The 18,954-nt window shown below is 41.6% G+C and carries 20 protein-coding genes; 16 read left to right on the top strand and 4 right to left on the bottom strand.

What is annotated here, in order from left to right:
* Window positions 1-71 precede the first annotated feature (71 nt).
* From NSQ66_RS13985 to NSQ66_RS14010, 6 genes are all read left to right on the top strand, one after another.
* Window positions 72-524, top strand: a complete 453-nt coding sequence (locus tag NSQ66_RS13985) for a MarR family transcriptional regulator (protein WP_036678204.1) — start codon at window positions 72-74, stop codon at window positions 522-524.
* A gap of 17 nt (window positions 525-541) precedes the next feature.
* Complete coding sequence (locus NSQ66_RS13990; protein WP_339279709.1) at window positions 542-1,348, top strand: NmrA family NAD(P)-binding protein; 807 nt, start codon at window positions 542-544, stop codon at window positions 1,346-1,348.
* Between the two features lie 71 nt (window positions 1,349-1,419).
* Entirely contained in the window at window positions 1,420-2,097 is a 678-nt protein-coding gene (locus tag NSQ66_RS13995) for a response regulator transcription factor (RefSeq protein ID WP_036678199.1), read from the top strand.
* Window positions 2,094-3,470 carry a HAMP domain-containing sensor histidine kinase gene (locus tag NSQ66_RS14000; RefSeq protein ID WP_036678196.1) on the top strand — a complete coding sequence of 459 codons (1,377 nt, stop codon included), beginning with the start codon at window positions 2,094-2,096 and terminating at the stop codon, window positions 3,468-3,470. The genes NSQ66_RS13995 and NSQ66_RS14000 overlap by 4 nt, the downstream gene beginning before the upstream one ends.
* A 123-nt stretch (window positions 3,471-3,593) precedes the next feature.
* Window positions 3,594-4,658, top strand: a complete 1,065-nt coding sequence (locus NSQ66_RS14005; RefSeq protein ID WP_249267730.1) for an ABC transporter permease — start codon at window positions 3,594-3,596, stop codon at window positions 4,656-4,658.
* Entirely contained in the window at window positions 4,655-5,338 is a 684-nt protein-coding gene (locus NSQ66_RS14010) for an ABC transporter ATP-binding protein (protein WP_036678191.1), read from the top strand. The genes NSQ66_RS14005 and NSQ66_RS14010 overlap by 4 nt, the downstream gene beginning before the upstream one ends.
* Before the next feature lie 24 nt (window positions 5,339-5,362).
* Here the strand turns inward: NSQ66_RS14010 and NSQ66_RS14015 are convergent, their stop codons facing one another.
* Genes NSQ66_RS14015 through NSQ66_RS14030 form a run of 4 tightly spaced genes read right to left on the bottom strand, consistent with a single transcriptional unit; the run spans window position 5,363 to window position 8,293 of the window.
* Window positions 5,363-6,253, bottom strand: coding sequence for a LysR family transcriptional regulator (locus tag NSQ66_RS14015; protein ID WP_036678189.1), 891 nt, complete (start codon window positions 6,251-6,253; stop codon window positions 5,363-5,365).
* A gap of 22 nt (window positions 6,254-6,275) precedes the next feature.
* Entirely contained in the window at window positions 6,276-7,130 is an 855-nt protein-coding gene (locus NSQ66_RS14020) for an SDR family oxidoreductase (RefSeq protein WP_076141682.1), read from the bottom strand.
* Between the two features lie 15 nt (window positions 7,131-7,145).
* A complete protein-coding gene (locus NSQ66_RS14025; protein WP_254924520.1) occupies window positions 7,146-7,427 on the bottom strand; it encodes a GNAT family N-acetyltransferase in 282 nt (93 codons plus the stop codon).
* A gap of 29 nt (window positions 7,428-7,456) precedes the next feature.
* Window positions 7,457-8,293: an AraC family transcriptional regulator gene (locus NSQ66_RS14030; RefSeq protein ID WP_305953517.1), complete on the bottom strand. Its 837-nt coding sequence runs from the start codon at window positions 8,291-8,293 to the stop codon at window positions 7,457-7,459.
* Between the two features lie 154 nt (window positions 8,294-8,447).
* On the opposite strand from NSQ66_RS14030, the gene NSQ66_RS14035 reads away from it, so the two are divergent.
* The 10 genes from NSQ66_RS14035 (at window position 8,448) to NSQ66_RS14080 (ending at window position 18,851) form a co-directional block, all read left to right on the top strand.
* Entirely contained in the window at window positions 8,448-9,611 is a 1,164-nt protein-coding gene (locus NSQ66_RS14035; protein ID WP_036678183.1) for a Gfo/Idh/MocA family oxidoreductase, read from the top strand.
* 25 nt (window positions 9,612-9,636) lie between these two features.
* On the top strand, window positions 9,637-10,398 hold the full coding sequence (locus NSQ66_RS14040) for a sugar phosphate isomerase/epimerase (protein ID WP_038570765.1): 762 nt from the start codon (window positions 9,637-9,639) through the stop codon (window positions 10,396-10,398).
* A 30-nt stretch (window positions 10,399-10,428) separates the two neighbouring features.
* Window positions 10,429-11,517, top strand: coding sequence for a Gfo/Idh/MocA family oxidoreductase (locus NSQ66_RS14045; protein ID WP_036678180.1), 1,089 nt, complete (start codon window positions 10,429-10,431; stop codon window positions 11,515-11,517).
* Window positions 11,518-11,547: 30 nt separating this feature from the next.
* Entirely contained in the window at window positions 11,548-12,549 is a 1,002-nt protein-coding gene (locus NSQ66_RS14050; protein WP_038570769.1) for a Gfo/Idh/MocA family oxidoreductase, read from the top strand.
* Between the two features lie 232 nt (window positions 12,550-12,781).
* Window positions 12,782-13,822 carry a hypothetical protein gene (locus NSQ66_RS14055; RefSeq protein ID WP_076141681.1) on the top strand — a complete coding sequence of 347 codons (1,041 nt, stop codon included), beginning with the start codon at window positions 12,782-12,784 and terminating at the stop codon, window positions 13,820-13,822.
* Window positions 13,823-14,037: 215 nt separating this feature from the next.
* A complete protein-coding gene (locus tag NSQ66_RS14060; RefSeq protein ID WP_076141680.1) occupies window positions 14,038-15,546 on the top strand; it encodes a malate:quinone oxidoreductase in 1,509 nt (502 codons plus the stop codon).
* A gap of 139 nt (window positions 15,547-15,685) precedes the next feature.
* A complete protein-coding gene (locus NSQ66_RS14065) occupies window positions 15,686-16,102 on the top strand; it encodes a GntR family transcriptional regulator (RefSeq protein WP_076141679.1) in 417 nt (138 codons plus the stop codon).
* The gene (locus NSQ66_RS14070) at window positions 16,099-16,785 is read left to right on the top strand and encodes an ABC transporter ATP-binding protein (RefSeq protein ID WP_036678167.1); all 687 of its coding nucleotides are present in this window, start codon (window positions 16,099-16,101) and stop codon (window positions 16,783-16,785) included. The genes NSQ66_RS14065 and NSQ66_RS14070 overlap by 4 nt, the downstream gene beginning before the upstream one ends.
* Window positions 16,782-17,627, top strand: a complete 846-nt coding sequence (locus tag NSQ66_RS14075; RefSeq protein ID WP_076141678.1) for a hypothetical protein — start codon at window positions 16,782-16,784, stop codon at window positions 17,625-17,627. Before NSQ66_RS14070 ends, NSQ66_RS14075 begins: the two co-directional genes overlap by 4 nt.
* A gap of 24 nt (window positions 17,628-17,651) precedes the next feature.
* Complete coding sequence (locus NSQ66_RS14080) at window positions 17,652-18,851, top strand: hypothetical protein (RefSeq protein WP_076141677.1); 1,200 nt, start codon at window positions 17,652-17,654, stop codon at window positions 18,849-18,851.
* Window positions 18,852-18,954 lie beyond the last annotated feature (103 nt).

An 18,954-nucleotide genomic window follows, 5' to 3' on the forward strand; every position in this document is an offset into this window, starting at 1 on the left:
TGACAACGCATGGGGATTGTAGTATGTTTGAAAAAAGTTAAGGACTTAACTATATTGGAGCTGAATTATAGATTATGGATCATTTACAACAGTTTGTGCTGAATCAGCCATTGCATACCAAAGCATTTTTTACATTAGTTGAAGCTACTGCAAATTTAGTTTCTGTTTCTGAGAAATATTGGCAGTCGAAAGGATTGAACGGAGCAAGAATTCGTATCTTGGTGGAGATCTCTAAACAAGGAGGTGCGATTTTACCTTCTACATTGGCTCAAATTATTGGAGTTACCAAAGCTAATATAAGCATGCTGTTAACACCATTGGAGCGAGATGGATTAATAACCCGTTCGAATGATACCAAGGATGGCAGAAAAAGCGTCATTTCGATTACTAGTGAAGGCCAGCAATTACTTCTGGAGCATCTTCCAGAGAATCGTCAGGCTGTCGCAGAGAGAATGCAGAATCTGAATGATCAGGAGCTGCACCAACTTATCTTTTTATTACAAAAACTCAGTACATTCGAATAACAGAAAGGGTGTTATGTATGTCGATTATGGTTACAGGAGCCACAGGCCAATTAGGCAGCTTAATTATGGAGAACCTTGAGAAGTATGTTCCGGCTAGTCAAGTTATTGCTTGTCTTCGTCAGCGAGAGAAAGCTGCTAATTATTTAGAAAAAGGGTTCGAAGTCCGTTTTGGCGATTATGACCAGTTGGATTCGTTAATTGAAGCTTTTACAGGGGTCACAACATTACTTTTAATCTCCAGCTCTCATATCGATGATAAGATCAGATTAAATCAGCACGCTCAGGTCATTCATGCAGCAAAAAAAGCCGATGTGAAACATCTGCTTTATACTGGATTTGCCTTTCCCCCCAAAGGTCCGATTCCTTCTTATCATGTTCATTTACTAACTGATCAGATGATTCTTGAATCAGGGATAGATTATACGTTTCTGCGTAACGCTTTGTATATAGATTTTGTGGGTGTGCTTGGGTTGAAGGAAGCCATGGAAAGCGGCGAGCTAACCACTTATCCAGGGAACTGGCAGTTTAACTCAGTCACTCGTGAGGATCTCGCTTTAGCTACGGCAAAGGTTCTTACAACGAGTGGACATGAGAACCAAACCTACGAACTAGCCGCACCTAGCGTTTGGGACTTTAACGAATTAGTTGATGTATTATCAGAGTTATCAGGGAAAAGAATTACGTTTCGCGAGGATTCAAGCGTTCAACATTGGATATATTCGTTTCTTGCGAAGATAGACACTGCTTCTACATCAAAAGATCTGGAGAGACTGATGGAGCGGCCGGTTACCACACTTAGAGAGAGTATCAAGCCTTTTGTTTGATCTGACTTTAGTTGTTCTATCGTTATAAAGTTGTTACTATGAGTTCATCCATTATTCAGGGAGTGTAAATGATGAAGAAGATTTTAGTAGCAGATGACGATGTGAATATTCGAACATTATTAAAACATGTACTAACAAGGGAAGGATATCAGGTGATGGAGGCCAGTGATGGCCGAGATGCGATACATAAATTGCAGGACAGTATTGCGGATTTAGCGGTCGTAGATGTAATGATGCCACATGTAGATGGGTTAGAGCTATGTCAGCATATTAGAGAAACGTATGATATTCCGATCATTTTATTGACAGCACGCCAGCAGCTGAGTGATAAAGAGCAAGGTTATTTGCGGGGGACGGATGATTATGTAACGAAGCCTTTTGAGCCTGAAGAGTTGCTATTTCGGATCAAAGCTTTATTCCGCCGCTATTCCATTGCTTCAGATGATCGGATTCGATTAAATTCTCTAGTTATTGATCGCAAAAATTATGAAATAACCGATGGTGATGAGGTTCTGCTGCTGCCGGTAAAAGAGTTTGAGCTTCTGGCTCAATTGGCGCAATATCCAGGCAGGTTATATACACGTAGTGAGTTAATTGAACTGGTATGGGGCATGGATTATGAAGGTGATGAGCGAACAGTCGATGTACATATCAAACGTTTGCGTCAGCGCTTCGTAGATTATCAGGAAGATTTTGTGATCCGAACAGTTCGAGGTATTGGCTATAAATTGGAGATGGTTAACGTATGAGATCCTTGTATGTCCGGATGTGTATTGTCTTCTGTTCAGTAATTGTGGTGAGTAGCCTTCTTGGATTTTTGGTGTCTAATATTTACTATCAAGCCCAGATTAAATCTCAGAACGATGCCAAACTTACCGGAATGGCTATCGAGGTTCAACAATTCGCAGAATCACATCCGGAAACGATGGAGGATTATTTGCGGAGTATAGCCAAGCTGGGTTATAAAATCTATTTAACTGATGCTGAAGGGGAATCAAGATTCTACGGTAAGCCCTTTAGAAAAGAAGATTTGGATGAGCAGCAACTAGAGAAGGTTCTGAATGGGCAAATTTATCATGGGGTCGCGGATTTCCCGGACAGTGCATTTATTACCGGATTTTTTGATAATCAACTGCGTAATTCAATTGGCGTTCCTGTAAAAGTAAACAATGAGACGTATGCTTTGTTTATGCGGCCGGATGCTGAAGTACAGTTCGGGGAGCTGCGCGTCTTTTTTGCTGTGATCATTGGGTTCACCGTGTTGTTTAGCTTAGGCTTTGTAATGATTAGCGTACTGCATGTGGTAAGACCTATTACACGTTTGACGACGGCCACTAAACGGATCTCAAAAGGCAGATACGATATCAAATTGAATACGTGGCGGCGTGATGAGATTGGTCAGCTAGCTTCCCATTTTATGATTATGAGCCGGGAGCTGGAACGAACAAATCGGGCACGACAGGAATTTGTGGCCAATGTATCGCATGAAATTGAGTCGCCATTAACATCTATTCAGGGATTTGCCCAAGCTTTAAAAGATTCTACCTTACCTGAGGATGAACGGTTACAGTATCTCAATATTATTGACCAAGAAAGCCATCGTCTTTCATTGCTTAGCAAACAGCTGCTTACCTTGTCTTCACTTGATTATGATCCTAATTCCATACAGAAAAAGTCGACAGACTTGCGTGCACAACTAAGACAGGTCGTACAAATCATGGAATGGAGATTAACGGAGAAACAACTGGCCGTGCGTTTGAATCTTGCTGACATCAGCGTTCTAGGTGATTCAAATCTATTGTTCCAGGTATGGATGAACCTGCTCTCCAACGCCATAAAATACACACCTGCTGAAGGTTCCATTATGATTTCCGCGAAGCTAGTGGAACAGAACTGTATTGTTTCTGTGTCGGATACTGGTGAAGGCATTTCAGCCGAGGAGTTACCATTAATCTTTGATCGTTTCTATAAAGTAGATCGAGCACGAACGCATGAAACACATAGCAGCGGACTTGGACTTGCGATTTCTCAAAAAATCGTAGAAGCGCATAACGGAACCATTGAAGTAACCAGTACTTTGGGTGAAGGGACTACCTTTACAGTTACACTTCCGCTTTTGTAATTCATTATTCATACTCCGTTCATTTTCATCTTCTAAACTGTGACTATACAGATTAGAAGGAGTGGTAATATGTTTTTAGCCTTAAGGGAAATGCGACATTCTAAAGCCAGATACCTATTAATTATGGTTATCATGTTATTGGTTTCCTTTCTTGTACTTTTCGTCACGGGACTAGCCAGAGGATTAGCGTATGCAAATATCTCTGCAGTAGAGAACATGCCGGCGAATTATTTTGTAGTACAAGGTGATGCGGATCAGACCTTTAGACGTTCTCAGTTAACAGATACGGAGCTCCAGAATGTACGTTCAGTAGTTGGAGACAATAATGCGTCTTCACTTGCAATGCAGATGAGCACTGTCACTGCTAATGATGCAGACGTTAAAGCAGATATTACTTTTTTTGCAGTAGATATGAATGGGTTATTAGCCCCTAAAGTAGCTGAAGGTGACAAGATTACTAATGAGACAAACGGTAAAGTCCTTGTTGATCGTGACCTCGAACAGTCAGGAATCAAACTTGGCAGTATTATTCGTGATCAGGCAACCGGGATGGAATTTACTGTTGCAGGTTTTGTTGAGGATAGCTCATACAGCCATACCCCAGTAGTTTATATCAACAATCAGGATTGGCAAGCTATGAAGCAGGGGGTTAACCAAGGAGAAGAAACCTCTTCGTCGGTACCGTTTAATGTGATTGCCCTGAATGCGAATGCTGATCAAGTAGATAAGATTTCAACGAATGTAAAAGATGTAGAGGTCATTACGCAAAAAGTAGCTATATCCAATATTCCGGGCTACTCGGCAGAGCAGGGTTCACTGCTAATGATGATTGTTTTCCTGTTTGTGATCGCAGCGTTTGTTCTGGCGGTATTCTTCTATGTCATTACGATTCAGAAAACAAGTCAGTTTGGTATTCTGAAGGCGATGGGTACTAAAATGTCTTACTTGGCTTGGAGCGTGGTAGGGCAGGTCATGATTTTAGCTATATCAAGTCTTTGCATTAGCTTACTGCTTACCTTTGGGATGAATAAGGTCCTGCCAGATTCGATGCCATTCCAACTAGAGCCTTCCACCATTCTTTTAACCAGCTGTTTATTCGTTGGGATGTCTCTTTTAGGATCACTAATTTCTGTCGCTAAAGTGGCAAAAGTAGATGCATTAGAAGCTATTGGGAGGGCTGGAGCATGAGTGCAAAACTAATTATGAAGCAAGTAACCAAAAACTACGGTGATGGCGACACAACGGTGTCTGTGCTGAACAATTTGAATCTGATCGTTAATGAAGGGGAATTCGTTGCTGTCCTTGGACCTTCGGGAACAGGGAAAAGTACATTCCTTTCAGCGGCTGGTGCGCTTCTAACACCTACTAGCGGTGAGATTTTTATAGATGGAGAATCACTTACAGATAAAAGTAAAAGTGAGCTGACAGAGCTCCGTTTAGAGAAGATAGGCTTTATGTTCCAAAGCGCTCAACTATTGCCTTATTTGAAGGTAGAGGAGCAACTCCTTTTTGTAGCTAAGCAGGGGAAAATGAGTGCTAAGGAAGCGAAGGAACGGGCTGCCGATTTGATGAAACGATTGGATATCTGGAAACGGCGTAATCACTATCCGGAGCAGCTATCCGGTGGGGAGAAGCAGCGTGTAGCTATCGCTAGAGCATGGATGAATAAACCAGCGATTCTCTTTGCAGATGAGCCGACAGCCAGTCTGGACTTCAAACGCGGAAGAGAAGTTGTACGCATGATCGCTGATGAGGTGAAGAGTGAGGGGAAAGCAGCGGTAATGGTCACTCATGATGAACGGATGCTCGAATGGTGTGACCGCGTTCTGCATCTGGAAGACGGGCATTTGGTTGAACATCAAGTATAATTTCATAGTGTGGAAGAAAAAAAGCTATTTGTCTTTTCTAAAGACAAGTAGCTTTTTTATAAAGACATCGGTAGCTAAGGAAGAAGAACATTCTTGATGTCGGATGATCGAGAATTGCCTTTCCAGATGATGTTGCCTGATTGGCAGCTCCTTGATCTCACCACTTTCCAGTTCCTTCCGTACAATCCATCTGGAGAGCATGGCGATTCCGAGACCGGAGGCCACAGCTTCTTTAACACCTTGAGAGCTGTTGAAGACATAGGATCTTTTAACAGAAATATCTTCCTCCTGTAGGAAATGATCGCTGAAAGCTCGTGTGCCCGAGCCATGCTCGCGAAGCACCCAAACCTGATCCTGCAACATGCTCTGCTCCACAGAAATCGCTTTTGACAGAGGGTGGGTAGCAGGGGCGACCATAATCATCTCGTCTTTCATATAAGGAGTGACGTTGAGATCATTCTCATGGACCTCGCCTTCAATAAACCCTATGTCCAGTTCGTTGGATTTAACTCCTCCAATAATCTCCTCAGTATTGCCTATCGTCACTTGCAGCTTGACCTGCGGATATTGATTGGCAAAATCAGCAAGTCTTGCCGGCAAAATATATTCACCAATAGTAAAACTAGCGCCGATATGTATACTCCCAGTGACTTCGTCCTGAAGCATATGGATTTCCTGACTTGCTTCATCGAAATGAGCCAATATTTGTTTGGCGTGTTTATAAAGAATACTACCGGCTTCTGTTAATCTAACCTGTTTAGAAGAACGATGCAGGAGTTTAGCACCGAGCTCATTCTCAAGATTCCGGATATGCAGACTGACACCGGGTTGAGATAAATTCAGCGCTTCTCCTGCTTTGGAAAAATGACTCAGTTCAGCTACAGTAACGAATACGCGTAATGGATCTACAATCATTTTAATCCCTCATTAGATTAGTCTATACTCCCGAATAAGCCAAGAATCCACCGTCAACGGGGACGGTAACTCCGGTCACAAAGCTGGACATTGCTTCATCTGCTAACCAGAGTAGTGTGCCAAGCAGATCCTCCGGCTGTCCAAAGCGGCGCATTGGAGTATGAGAGATGATTTTTTGGGAACGGTCTGTAAGCTCGCCATCTTCACGAACCAACAGCTTCTCATTTTGTTTAGTAAGGAAAAAGCCAGGGGCAATGGCATTCACACGTATACCAGACTCAGCGAAATGAACGGAGAGCCACTGGGTGAGATTATTAATTCCTGCTTTGGCAGCGCTGTAGGCAGGTACTTTGGTCATTGGAGAAGGTGCGCTCATGGATGAAATATTAATAACAGATGTGCCCGTTCTGCCGAGCATCTGCTTGGCAAAAACTTGGGTTGGGATCAATGTTCCAATCAGATTAAGGTCCATCACGTTGCGAAATCCATCTACACTAAGGTCAAAAAAAGTGAATATGTCCGGGTTCTCCAGGTCATCATTTTTGAAAATCTCTTGGGTCGTATTTGCTGAGGAATCATTTCCTCCAGCTCCGTTAATTAATAGATCGCAAGGACCCCAGTGATTCTTAACAGCTTCTGCGGCTTTCATAACACTCTGTTGATCTGTAATATCACAGGAGAGTGAAATTGCTTGACCGCCTGCGGCAGTAATTTCAGCGGCAACCAAATCTCCCTTAGCTGCGGTACGGTTTAGAATCGCGACTTTAGCTCCTTGTCGACCTAACTCTAGCGCCATAACCCGGCATAATACACCGGCTCCTCCGGTAATCACAGCGATTTTTCCTTCTAATGTTGGATGCAAAGTTAATTCTAGCATAACCATTGAGCCTCCCTAAAAGTCCTGAGTGTGATTAAAGTTCCTTATCAAGTACGAACTAATCCCTGTTTGGATTGCCCATCGTTCACAGGTTTCTACAAGCTGTCTGCCAATTCCTTCTCCGCGGCAAGTCTGATCAACAACAAGACCTCCGATTTCAACAAATGAAGGAGACTCAAGCAAAATTCGAACGGTCGCATGTATCCATCCTACCAATCGGTGATCTGATTCAGCTACATATACAGCATGATCTCTATGGGTTCCAATTTCTTGTAGTCGTTCTCCTAATTGTTCCAACACATAGATCCGGACATTCCCTAATAAATTTACTTAGTGCTGTTACGATAGGCAGAAGGGGAGATTCCTATTGTCTTTTTGAAATATTTAGAGAAATGGGCTAATTCCATACTTACTTGCTCCGCGATATCTGAAATGCTGAAATTGCTATAAGAAAGCTGTCTTTTAGCATGCTCCATTCTTTTCAATTGTACATAATGCATGGGGGGAACCCCTATAAATTTCTTGAAGTAGGGGATGAAATAGTTCGGATGTAAGTGGACAATTTCTGCTAACTCTTCTATTTCTATGGGTTTATCCAGCCGCTCATCAATATATTGAAGAACATAGGCGAGCTTTCCTTGATCCCCCGTATGTATAAATTCTTGCATAAAGTCTGTTTTGATATTCTCGTTCGATTCAAGGCAAGTAGCAATTAGATTGAGGACGTTCGCCTGAGTACGCAGAATGGACAATACATCATCTTTTTGAAACTGTTCGATCATTTCTGTGAAAATAACCCGTACGGAATCTGGGTCGGGCGCATCACAGATAAACAGTTTGTTTGCCGAATGGAATAAGGGCCACTCCCCAATATCAGCATCAAAATGGCAGAAATAGCGTGTATAGGGATCATTCATTGACGTTTCTGTAGTTTGAGTGCTTCCTGCGGGCATGATCATTAGCTGACCTGCTCTCGGATAATAAGTAACACCGTTAATGATAACTTTTCCCTCACCGCGGTCAATAAAATACAGCCGATTAAATGTTGGGGTTTCCAGCGTACGATTCCACCCGCTATATCCGCTTCTAAGTTGGGCATGGGTCACTTTTACGGTAAGATTCTGGAGGAATCTGCCGGTAAGGTTACCTGGATTATTCATCATCTAGCTCCTCTATGACTTGATTATCCTTATTATAACGAATTTATTTAACTAAATCATCTTATTATTATGCAAATAATGCTTAATTTCGATCATGTTCATGTCTATTAATTAAGTATATTCTCATAACATAACCTCAAATAGGGAAGTGATCTGATTGAATAAAGTACGGTATGGCATTATTGGAATTGGGAATATGGGGAGTGCACATGCACAAAGTCTGTTGAATCATATTAAAGATGCTGAGCTTGCAGCTGTATGTGATGTAAGGGAAGAACGTTTGAAATGGGCAGAAGAGCATTTACCGGAAAGTGTACAGAAATTTGCAACACCCCAAGAGTTATATGAGTCTCATCTCATAGATGCAGTATTAATCTGTACTCCACATTATGATCATCCAACTTTAGCTATCGAGGCTTTTCAATATGGTTATCATGTATTGGTAGAGAAACCGGCTGGGGTCTATACCAAAGCTGTTAAGCAGATGAACGAAGCTGCAGCAAAGTCTGATCGCAAATTCGGAATCATGTATAACCAGCGGACGAATCCTTTATATCAAAAGCTTAGGGATCTCATAAAGTCTGGTGAACTAGGCGAAATCCGCCGCACAAATTGGATCATCACCAACTGGTACAGATCACAAAGTTACTATAATTCCGGTGGTTGGCGGGCTACATGGGCAGGCGAAGGTGGTGGGGTGCTGCTGAATCAAGATCCTCATCAACTAGATTTATGGCAGTGGACGACAGGTATGATGCCTAAGCGGATCAGAGCATTTTGTCATTTTGGTAAATACCGCAATATTGAGGTTGAAGATGATGTAACCGCTTATGTGGAATATGAAAATGGTGCGACAGGGCTTTTTATCACCACAACAGGTGAAGCACCGGGAACTAACCGTTTCGAAATTACTGGCGATCAAGGAAAAATCGTAGTGGAAGACGGGAAGCTAACCTTTTGGCGTCTACGCACGCCGGAGCCGCAATTCAATGCAGAGTTTACGGGAGGATTCGGCAGCCCAGAGTGTTGGAAATGTGAGATTCCTGTAGAAGAAGGTGGCGGTGAACAGCATAAAGGAATTTTGCGGAACTTTACGAATGCCATTCTACACGATGAGAAATTGTTAGCTCCGGGTGAGGAAGGTATTCACGGTCTAACGTTATCTAATGGAATGTATTTATCGGCTTGGACCGACGATTGGGTGGAGTTACCGATTGATGAAGATTTATTTTATGAGAAGCTCATGGAAAAGGTAGAGAATTCTAACTTCAACAAAGAAACCACAGTCGCCCAAACCTTTGATGTTAAGGGAACTCATTAAATTCTAATCAGAGAGGAAAGATCCTATGAATCGTTCAACCATTGCTGCTCAAATGTACACATTACGTGATTTTACTAAAACTGCGGAGGATTTAAGATCCACTTTTCAAAAGGTATCTGCTATGGGTTATGAAGCTATTCAGATTTCAGCCATCGGGCCGATCGATCCGAAACTCGTAAAAGAGTATGCGGATGAATCAGGTCTGGCAATATGTGCAACCCATGTGTCATGGGATCGCCTAACGAACGATTTGGATGCTTTAGCCGCTGAACATAAGCTGTGGAACTGCAAAAATATTGGACTAGGAAGTTTACCGGAAATATTCCGTACGGGACAAGAAGGTTACCGTGAATTCGCAAAGCTGATGTCGGACATTGCAGTTACTTTAAAAGATCAACATGATCTGCAATTTGTTTATCATAATCACGATTTTGAATTTGAACGCTTTGATGGAATGACTGGCATGGAAATTCTGCTCACCGAGTCTGATCCTGCCGTTGGTTTTGAGCTGGATTTATATTGGGTTCAAGCAGGCGGAGGGAGTCCGGCTGAATGGATACGCAAAGTTGCAGGCAGAATGCAGGTAGTTCATTTAAAAGATATGGCGATCGTTAATAGAAAACAGATCTTTGCTGAAATCGGTGAAGGGAATATGAACTATAAAGAAATTATCAATGTTTGTCGCGAAACAGGTGTTGAATGGTTCGTAGTGGAGCAGGATGTTTGCCGTCGTGATCCTTTTGAAAGCTTGGAGATCAGTCTGCGTTATCTTCTTAATACGTTATAGAATGGAGTAATACTGATTAGGAGGGGTTTTATGAATCGGAAAAATGGGATGACCTATGCACCAACATATGAATCCAAACCAGTAGTGAAGCCGGGTGAATTCATCATTGCCGCTATTGCCCTAGATCACGGTCATATTTACGGGATGTGTAACGGACTGGTTGAAGCAGGGGCAGAGCTGAAATGGGTATATGATCCGGATGAGGAAAAGGTCAGAAATTTTATTAGTAAATATCCCGGTGTCAAAGCTGCTGGATCTGTGGAAGAAGTTCTGGAAGATCCCGAAGTGCGATTAATAGCAGCGGCAGCAATTCCATCTGAACGCGGACCTTTAGGCAATCGAGTAATGGCTCACGGGAAGGACTATTTTACGGATAAAGCACCCTTTACAACCCTGGAACAGCTTGAATCCGCTAGAGCAGTGGCAGCAGCAACTAATAAGAAATATATGGTCTACTACAGTGAACGCCTTCACGTTGAAAGCGCTATCTATGCTGGGCGGCTGATTCAGCAAGGAGCTATCGGCCGTGTCCTGCAAGTCATTGGATTAGGGCCACATCGTCTAAATGCTCCTAACCGGCCGGAATGGTTTTTCCAAAGGGAGAAATATGGTGGGATTTTGTGTGACATAGGCAGTCATCAAATAGAACAATTTTTGTATTATGCAGATTGTCAGGATGCTTCGGTTATTCATAGTAAAGTGGCCAATTACAACCATCCGACTTATCCCGAATTAGAGGATTTTGGTGATGCTACTCTTGTAGGTGACAATGGGGCAACACAATATTTTCGCGTGGATTGGTTTACGCCTGATGGGCTGGGCACATGGGGAGACGGGCGCACGATGATTATGGGTACTGAAGGATATATTGAACTGCGTAAATATACTGATATGGGTCGTTCAAATACACCGGATCATGTGTACTGGGTCAATGGGGAAGGGGAACATTATGAGCATGTAGCTGGGAAGGTTGGTTTTCCTTTCTTTGGTGAGCTAATCCTTGACTGTCTGAATCGGACAGAGCTGGCGATGACACAGAGCCATGTGTTCAAAGCTGCCGAGCTATGTCTGAAGGCTCAAGAACAAGCGATCAATCTAACCCCGGCAATACTCAGATAACGATTGAATGATGAACGGAGGGTAATATAGATGAAAGAACTTGGAGCAGCCATTATTGGATGCGGAGCCATTTTCCCTCTACATGCAAAAACATTAACAGGCATCGATGGTGTGAGCCTACTTGCAGTTGCAGATATTGATGCTGACAAAGCATTACATGCGGCTAAAGAATATGACTGCCAAGCTACTAATGATTATAGAGAAATTTTAAAGGATGACCGTATTCATGTTGTACATCTCTGTACGCCTCATTATTTACATGCAGAAATGGCTACGGAGTTGTTACAAGCAGGAAAACATGTCCTTACCGAAAAGCCTATGGCGGCAGATCTTCCTTCAGCCAGACGAATACTTGAAGCCGCACAGCAAAGCACAGGTCAGCTTGGTGTGGTGTTTCAGAACCGTTATAATGATGCCTCCATATATATTAAGCAGGTCATTGATTCAGGAATATATGGGAAGCTGCTCTGCATGAAAGGAATCGTGACCTGGCACCGCAGCGAAAGTTATTATAGCGATAGTGACTGGAGAGGACGCTGGTCTACGGAAGGTGGAGGTCTGCTAATTAACCAAACCATTCATACACTGGATTTACTTCAGTGGTTTGGTGGAGAGGTGGCATCGGTGAAAGGCAGTATTACCACGGATGTGCTAAATGGGGTCATAGAGGTAGAAGATACCGCCCATGCCTGCATCGATTTCACTAGTAATGTCAGAGGGCTCTTTTATGGTACAAATACCTATCTGGAGAATTCTCCAGTGGAGCTGGAGCTAGTTTTTGAAGAAGGTACTATCAACCTCCGCAGAGATCATTTATATCTTTGGAAGGATGGAAAGGAAACCTTGCTGTGTGAGCCTAGATTTAGTGCTACGGAAGGTAAATCCTATTGGGGTACCGGGCATAAGAGACTGATTGAGGACTTCTATGAGCATGTCGCCAGGGGTCAAAAGTTTTGGTTGGATGGTGCTGAAGGGATAAAAGCGCTGGAGTTGGTGGCGGGGATTTATAGTTCATCGCAAAAGGCTGAATAAATAATAAATAAGCTGTATCAAAAGTAGATTACTCTACGAATGATACAGCTTATTGTATTTTTTAATGTGAATCACTTATTCTCAATCCTCAAACGGAACTCTAAATAATCTATAACCTACCTTTTTAGCTTGTCCATGGGGTTGATTTATGTAATTATGTTCTTGGGTAAGTAATTCGTAGATTTACAATAAATATAAAATGATGATTAACGGCAGGTAGGAGGGGTTAGGAATGAGTGTTACATGGAAACGAAGGATTCTGATCAATGATCCTATTTCACTAGATCCAGTTCAGATTCAGCAAGACTTGTACAGCGGCAACCAAGTGATTGTTCAGTTCTCTGATCCATCGACCTATGGCTCGATTCTGGATGAAGTAAATGAGCTTTGCGCGCGTTTTGATGAAAATTTTGGAGTGCGTTTTTATGGCCATTATTCTGTATCCTTTGATTGTGAGACACTCCTGCAGATTCCAAATGTTAAAATGCTGCTGCTGAATTGTCTTCGCCAGGCACATAACACGAACGTATTGGCTAAGCTGAATAACCTGTATAGTCTGAGCGTGGGTATTTATGAGCTTGAGAATTCGGAGATTCTGAGTATAGATACGTTGCGGTCTTTAAGCATTTTAAATATTAGTTCGGAGAAAAAGACGCTTAATCTGGAATACCTAAAAGAATTCTCTCGTCTAGAACAGTTGCATGTAATAGGAAAGGTTAAAAACCTTGATGCTATTGGAGATCTGGAGGATCTTACCTATCTCGCGCTGCACTCCATCAGCAACAAACCCTTACATTTTATTAATCGGCTAAAGAAATTGAAAGAACTTCGCATTTTACTTGGAGGCAGAGAACATATTCAGGACATCGAAGAGAATGAGATCGAGAGCCTGGAAATTTGTAGAGTCCGTGGCTTTCATGATCTGAGTAATATTTCGGTTTTTCGTGCGTTAAAAAAGCTTGTGATTGAAGATCAAATCCAGCTACGTGAGATTAACTTTGATTCGCAGATGAGGGCATTGGAAGAGCTAACGATTATGAATTGCAAAACATTGGCTCATTTAACGGGAATGGAGCAATTACCTTTTCTGCACAAGCTTCGTATTTTCAAAACGGCGATCGATTTTGATTCATTTATAGAACAAGAGCTTCCAATTGGCTTAACTACATTAGAGTTTGCAACTTTTAAAAGAAAAGTAGATCAGGAAATTCAAAAAACAATAGTAGGGTTGGGATATCAAAACGGAATTGTCTACAATGAGAACAGGGGATGATACAGCTTTTTTTATTCCATAAATCTTGAGGACTTATTTCTATCTTTTTTACAAGCTTTTAAATATTTTATTTTTTTCATATAATAGTAGATATTAAATTTATAAATAATTGTAATACACCATGATAAGGTTATAATTGATACAGAAAAGGTGTGACGCCTAAGAAGGAGCGCCCACATCCTTTCTGCAAAATTCAGGGGATAAGGATGGTAATAATGGGCAAAAGTGCAACTGATACAGACGTCATTTTAATTGGTGCCGGAATCATGAGTGCGACTTTAGGAACACTTTTGAAGGAATTAGTACCGGAATGGAAAATTAAAGTATTTGAAAAGCTTGAAAAAGCAGGGGAAGAAAGCTCTAATGAATGGAATAATGCAGGAACCGGGCATGCGGCGCTCTGTGAGCTTAATTATACTGTTGAAAAGCCAGACGGATCTATAGATATTAGCAAAGCTATTCAGATTAATGAACAGTTTCAGCTTTCGATGCAGTTTTGGTCTTATCTTGTAAATCGTAAGCTGATACATAATCCCCAGGACTTTATTATGCCGTTACCTCATATGAGTTTGGTGCAAGGGGAGAAGGATATAGCTTTTTTAAAGAAAAGATTTGAAGCGCTCTCAAAAAATCCATTATTCCAAGGTATGGAATTTTCTGCTGACTCTAAAAAACTGATGGAATGGATTCCGCTTATTATACAAAATCGTCCAGCGAACGAATCCATTGCGGCTACAAAAATTGACTCTGGAACGGATGTTAACTTTGGTGCTTTAACGCGTATCTTATTTGAGCATTTAAAGAGTAAAAACGTCGATCTCCACTACAAGCATAGTGTCAATAGTATGAAGCGCAACAGTGCTGGCTTATGGGATCTGAAAATCAGAAATGCCAGCGGTAACATTGAACAACATACAGCGAAATTTGTGTTTATTGGTGGCGGGGGAGGAAGCCTGCACTTACTGCAGAAATCAGGTATTCCTGAAGGAAAACATATAGGTGGATTCCCAGTAAGTGGTATTTTTATGGTGTGTAATAATCCGGAAGTTATTGCGCAGCATCATGCCAAAGTATACGGCAAAGCTAAAGTTGGAGCCCCTCCAATGTCCGTACCGCACTTAGACACAAGATTTATCGACAATAAAAAATCACTGCTATTTGGACCATTTGCCGGCTTCTCACCTAAATTCTTAAAAACGGGCTCAATGTTTGATTTAATAACTTCTGTAAAACCGGATAACCTCATAACAATGCTGTCGGCAGGTGCTAAAAATATGTCATTAACAAAATACCTGATCGAACAAGTGCTGTTATCGAAAGAAAAACGTCTGGAAGAACTGAAAGAGTTTATCCCCAATGCCAAAATTGAAGATTGGGATCTTGTTGTAGCTGGTCAGCGTGTGCAAGTTATCAAAGATACAGAAGCTGGCAAAGGCACACTTCAATTTGGTACCGAGGTTATTAGTGCCGCTGATGGTTCGGTCGCAGCACTGTTAGGGGCTTCCCCTGGAGCTTCTACGGCTGTTCACGTGATGCTTGAAGTGCTTAACAAATGTTTCCCTCAATATATAAAAGAATGGGAACCCAAAATAAAAGAAATGATTCCTTCTTATGGCTTGTCACTAATGGATAATCCCGTGCTTCTGCAGAAAATTCACACTACAACAGCAGCTGCACTGGGTTTAGGTGGAAAAGAACATGTTTTTAATCAAAAGGTGTTTTAGTAATAAAAGGGCTGCCGAGAGGCAGCTTTTTTTTCTGCTCAAACCTGAACTATTGACACAAAAGTGTATTACACGTATAGTACATAAATAAGATGTATGAACCACTTAGTACACACACTTAGTATATGGAGTTGGTTGTATGACAGAAGAACAGAAATCAGGCGTCAGCTTTAATATTCGTGAGCCGGTATATATTCAAGTTGTGCGTCATTTCAAGGAACAGATCGCCACAGGGCAAATCGGAGCGGGAGACAAAATTCCTTCACGGCGTGAACTTGCATCAGTAATGAAGATTAATGCGAACACGGCGCAGAAGGCATATAAGGAAATGGAGGAACAGGGTTTGATCGTAACAGAAGGGAATTCCCCGAGCCGAATTACACAGGATCAGCAAATACTTAACTCGATTCGAGCTGAATTAATCGAAAGTGCAGTGGATATATTCATCAGCTCCATTCGGAATATTCAAATTCCAGTTGAAGAACTGGTAGAGATCATAAAGACAAAATATACATCCGAGCGAAAGTTATCTCCAGAGGATGGTGACACAAGATGATCCAAGTGAATCAGATGGTGAAGAATTATGGATTCAAGAAGGTACTTAATGGCGTTAGCTTCACTGCTGCCAAAGGAGAGATTACCTGCCTGATCGGAATCAATGGTGCCGGGAAGTCAACGGTGCTGAAGTCCATCATGGGACTGACACCATACAAAGGTGAAGTCTTAATCGATAATGTATCACTAACACCTGTGATGTATGAGAAAATTACTTTTATTCCAGATTCGTTAACGATGCCCTCCAATATGCGAATTGCTGATTGCTTGATCTTTATGGCTGACTTTTATCGGAATTGGAACGCTGAACGTGCAAAGGAATTGCTTAAGTTCTTCCAACTGAGCTCTTCGGATCGCGTATCCTCATTGTCGAAGGGGATGGCTGCGAAGGTAAATTTGTTGCTGGGACTAGCCTTGGATTGTGATTACATCCTAATGGACGAACCGTTCTCGGGGATTGATATGTTCAGCCGCGAGCAAATTACTGATGTGTTCACGAGTGAATTGATCGAGGACCGTGGTGTGATTATTACAACTCATGAAATTAACGATATTGAGCATTTAATTGATAAAGCGGTCTTGCTACAGCACGGGAAGGTAGAGCGTGAATTCTACTGTGAAGAAGTTCGCGAGCAGGAAGGTAAGTCCATTACGGACGTAATGAGAGAGGTGTACATGAAATGAGAGCTTTTGTGAAGCTATTAAATTTTGAAATGAACCGATTTGCCAAAATATATATTGGACTCATGGTGCTGACAGTTGCCTTGCAGCTTGCAGCAGTCACCATCGGTGCTAATCATTGGCTGGATTCTGCGAATGAGGCAATGAGAGTGAATCAATGGACGCTTGAGCAATATCACAATGTGACTGGATATATTCAGCTAAACAGTATGATGTATGCTCGCTATAATGGACTTCTATATTTCGGACCCATATTCTTGAGCATAACAGTGTTACTAATATATAGCTGCTTCATCTGGTACCGTGACTGGAGAGGTAAAAATACGATAGTATATCGCCTGCTCATCTTGCCATCCAATCGGGCGAATTTGTATTTTGCCAAGCTGGTTACGATCTTGCTATTCGCATTTGGACTTGTTGCCCTGCAAATTGTGCTTGTGCCACTGGAGCGTTTGATAGCACAGTCGATTCTTCCTGCTGAACTATATCGGAACATCTCGGTATTTGATTATTTGAAGTATCCTACTGTGCTTAGAGTACTGGTTCCGCCCTACTTTTCTGAGTTTGTTCTATATTATGGACTGGGCATTACGGGCTTGATCGTCTTGTTCACAGCGATTCTAATGGAGCGGAGCTACAGACTGAAAGGGATCGGCTTTATCGTACTATACTTAGCGGTTCTAGCTGGATTAGCCTCAATACCCTATCTTATGGGTTATAGCAGATACGATAGCTACTTCTATCCCGGAGAAATCATAGGTGCTTGTCTCGGATTAATAGTGATTATTGCTGGAGGTTCGCTTTGGTACAGCTTGTATCTATTGCGTAAGAAAATATCGGTATAATTGAAGGGGTATGGAGGTTAAGGAATGAGAAAATATATGGTTACCGCCGTTCTTGTAGTGTTCGCGGTTGTTACAATCGGGACGTATTATGTACAGGCTTCACAAGAGACACCACCTAATTATAAGCTGACGATGGTTCAAGGGGATGCTTCTCTCGTTGAAGATATAGCTTTATACGGAAATTATCTGACTAAGGATAGTGTTTTTGGCATCAAACGAGCTAATATCACTACAAATGGTACAGATTATCCAGATGAAAAGTTAACGATCAGCCAAAGCTTAAACCGAAGACCAGTGAACACACAATTGGATAAATGGAGGGATCAGCATCGTCAGTTCATGCGTGGGAAGAAGAACTTAGCTGGGTTCTATGAAAATCAGGATTTGCTTGCTTACGTGAATTGGACCGTAGATAAGCAGCAATCCAATGATCCTTCAGCGAAGAAAAATGCTAAGCTCAGTATTTCTGTGCTTAACAAGCAGAAGAACAATACGCTGGAAATCACATCCGATATCAATGTAGATCATGATGTTTCAGATATGTATGTACAAAATGTACAGCTTGTTGATCAAGAGCTTGTTGCAATGGTGTTTTTGAATCACAGCGCCAAAGGTTATGTATCTGAACCGCAGATTATCCGTGTTAATCTAACAACAAAGGAGATTACGAATGAGCCGCTCGTGTTACCAGGAGCTAAATCTGAAGCAGCAAATGGGGATAATCAATTCGTTAGGTTAGCCAATCAAAATCTTGATCACACGGATCAATGGATTTTAACGGTTAGTAAAGATAATCATAAAAAGGCATATCAAGTAGATGTTGCAACAGGACAAATCTCGCCGCTCGCGTTCCAAGGGCATGAAATGTTATTGAATAATATTATGAATGCGTATGGACAGAAAATTTATTTCCTGCAAAAAGCTGTATCGGGTAAGGAGAATATAGGATTTACTGTTATTTCTTACGATCTCGTGAGTAAAGAATATGAGACTACTTTGAAGAATACAAATATAGATTTAAGTGAAAACATTACCTATGATTTTAAACAAGACTATCTCTATATTGTGGGTTATAAGAATTTCAAAGGTAATCGTCTATATGTATTCGATTTGACAAGCGGTAACCTTGAATATGAAGGAAAAGTAGTATCAACAGATGCTGCAAATCAGGCTGAAGATGAAGCTAACATGGACTTGAATTTTATCGATCTCGGTCAGTATTAGAATTATTTGTAGAATAGAAAAATAGAGATAAAGAGATATGAAAAGGTACCAAGGCCGAGCTAATGACTTCTAATAGTCAATTAGCTCGGCCTTTTAGTCGAAA

The organism is Paenibacillus sp. FSL H3-0329, from assembly GCF_037963285.1.
GTDB lineage: Bacteria > Bacillota > Bacilli > Paenibacillales > Paenibacillaceae > Paenibacillus_AQ > Paenibacillus_AQ odorifer.

What these genes read in the sequence shown, in the direction of transcription:
- NSQ66_RS13990 (WP_339279709.1), top strand. Translation starts at nt 542, where the DNA reads ATGTCGATTATGGTTACAGGAGCCACAGGCCAATTAGGCAGCTTAATT.
- NSQ66_RS13995 (WP_036678199.1), top strand. Translation starts at nt 1,420, where the DNA reads ATGAAGAAGATTTTAGTAGCAGATGACGATGTGAATATTCGAACATTA.
- NSQ66_RS14000 (WP_036678196.1), top strand. Translation starts at nt 2,094, where the DNA reads ATGAGATCCTTGTATGTCCGGATGTGTATTGTCTTCTGTTCAGTAATT.
- NSQ66_RS14005 (WP_249267730.1), top strand. Translation starts at nt 3,594, where the DNA reads ATGGTTATCATGTTATTGGTTTCCTTTCTTGTACTTTTCGTCACGGGA.
- NSQ66_RS14010 (WP_036678191.1), top strand. Translation starts at nt 4,655, where the DNA reads ATGAGTGCAAAACTAATTATGAAGCAAGTAACCAAAAACTACGGTGAT.
- NSQ66_RS14015 (WP_036678189.1), bottom strand. Translation starts at nt 6,253, where the DNA reads ATGATTGTAGATCCATTACGCGTATTCGTTACTGTAGCTGAACTGAGT.
- NSQ66_RS14020 (WP_076141682.1), bottom strand. Translation starts at nt 7,130, where the DNA reads ATGCTAGAATTAACTTTGCATCCAACATTAGAAGGAAAAATCGCTGTG.
- NSQ66_RS14030 (WP_305953517.1), bottom strand. Translation starts at nt 8,293, where the DNA reads ATGATGAATAATCCAGGTAACCTTACCGGCAGATTCCTCCAGAATCTT.
- NSQ66_RS14040 (WP_038570765.1), top strand. Translation starts at nt 9,637, where the DNA reads ATGAATCGTTCAACCATTGCTGCTCAAATGTACACATTACGTGATTTT.
- NSQ66_RS14045 (WP_036678180.1), top strand. Translation starts at nt 10,429, where the DNA reads ATGAATCGGAAAAATGGGATGACCTATGCACCAACATATGAATCCAAA.
- NSQ66_RS14050 (WP_038570769.1), top strand. Translation starts at nt 11,548, where the DNA reads ATGAAAGAACTTGGAGCAGCCATTATTGGATGCGGAGCCATTTTCCCT.
- NSQ66_RS14055 (WP_076141681.1), top strand. Translation starts at nt 12,782, where the DNA reads ATGAGTGTTACATGGAAACGAAGGATTCTGATCAATGATCCTATTTCA.
- NSQ66_RS14060 (WP_076141680.1), top strand. Translation starts at nt 14,038, where the DNA reads ATGGGCAAAAGTGCAACTGATACAGACGTCATTTTAATTGGTGCCGGA.
- NSQ66_RS14065 (WP_076141679.1), top strand. Translation starts at nt 15,686, where the DNA reads ATGACAGAAGAACAGAAATCAGGCGTCAGCTTTAATATTCGTGAGCCG.
- NSQ66_RS14070 (WP_036678167.1), top strand. Translation starts at nt 16,099, where the DNA reads ATGATCCAAGTGAATCAGATGGTGAAGAATTATGGATTCAAGAAGGTA.
- NSQ66_RS14075 (WP_076141678.1), top strand. Translation starts at nt 16,782, where the DNA reads ATGAGAGCTTTTGTGAAGCTATTAAATTTTGAAATGAACCGATTTGCC.
- NSQ66_RS14080 (WP_076141677.1), top strand. Translation starts at nt 17,652, where the DNA reads ATGAGAAAATATATGGTTACCGCCGTTCTTGTAGTGTTCGCGGTTGTT.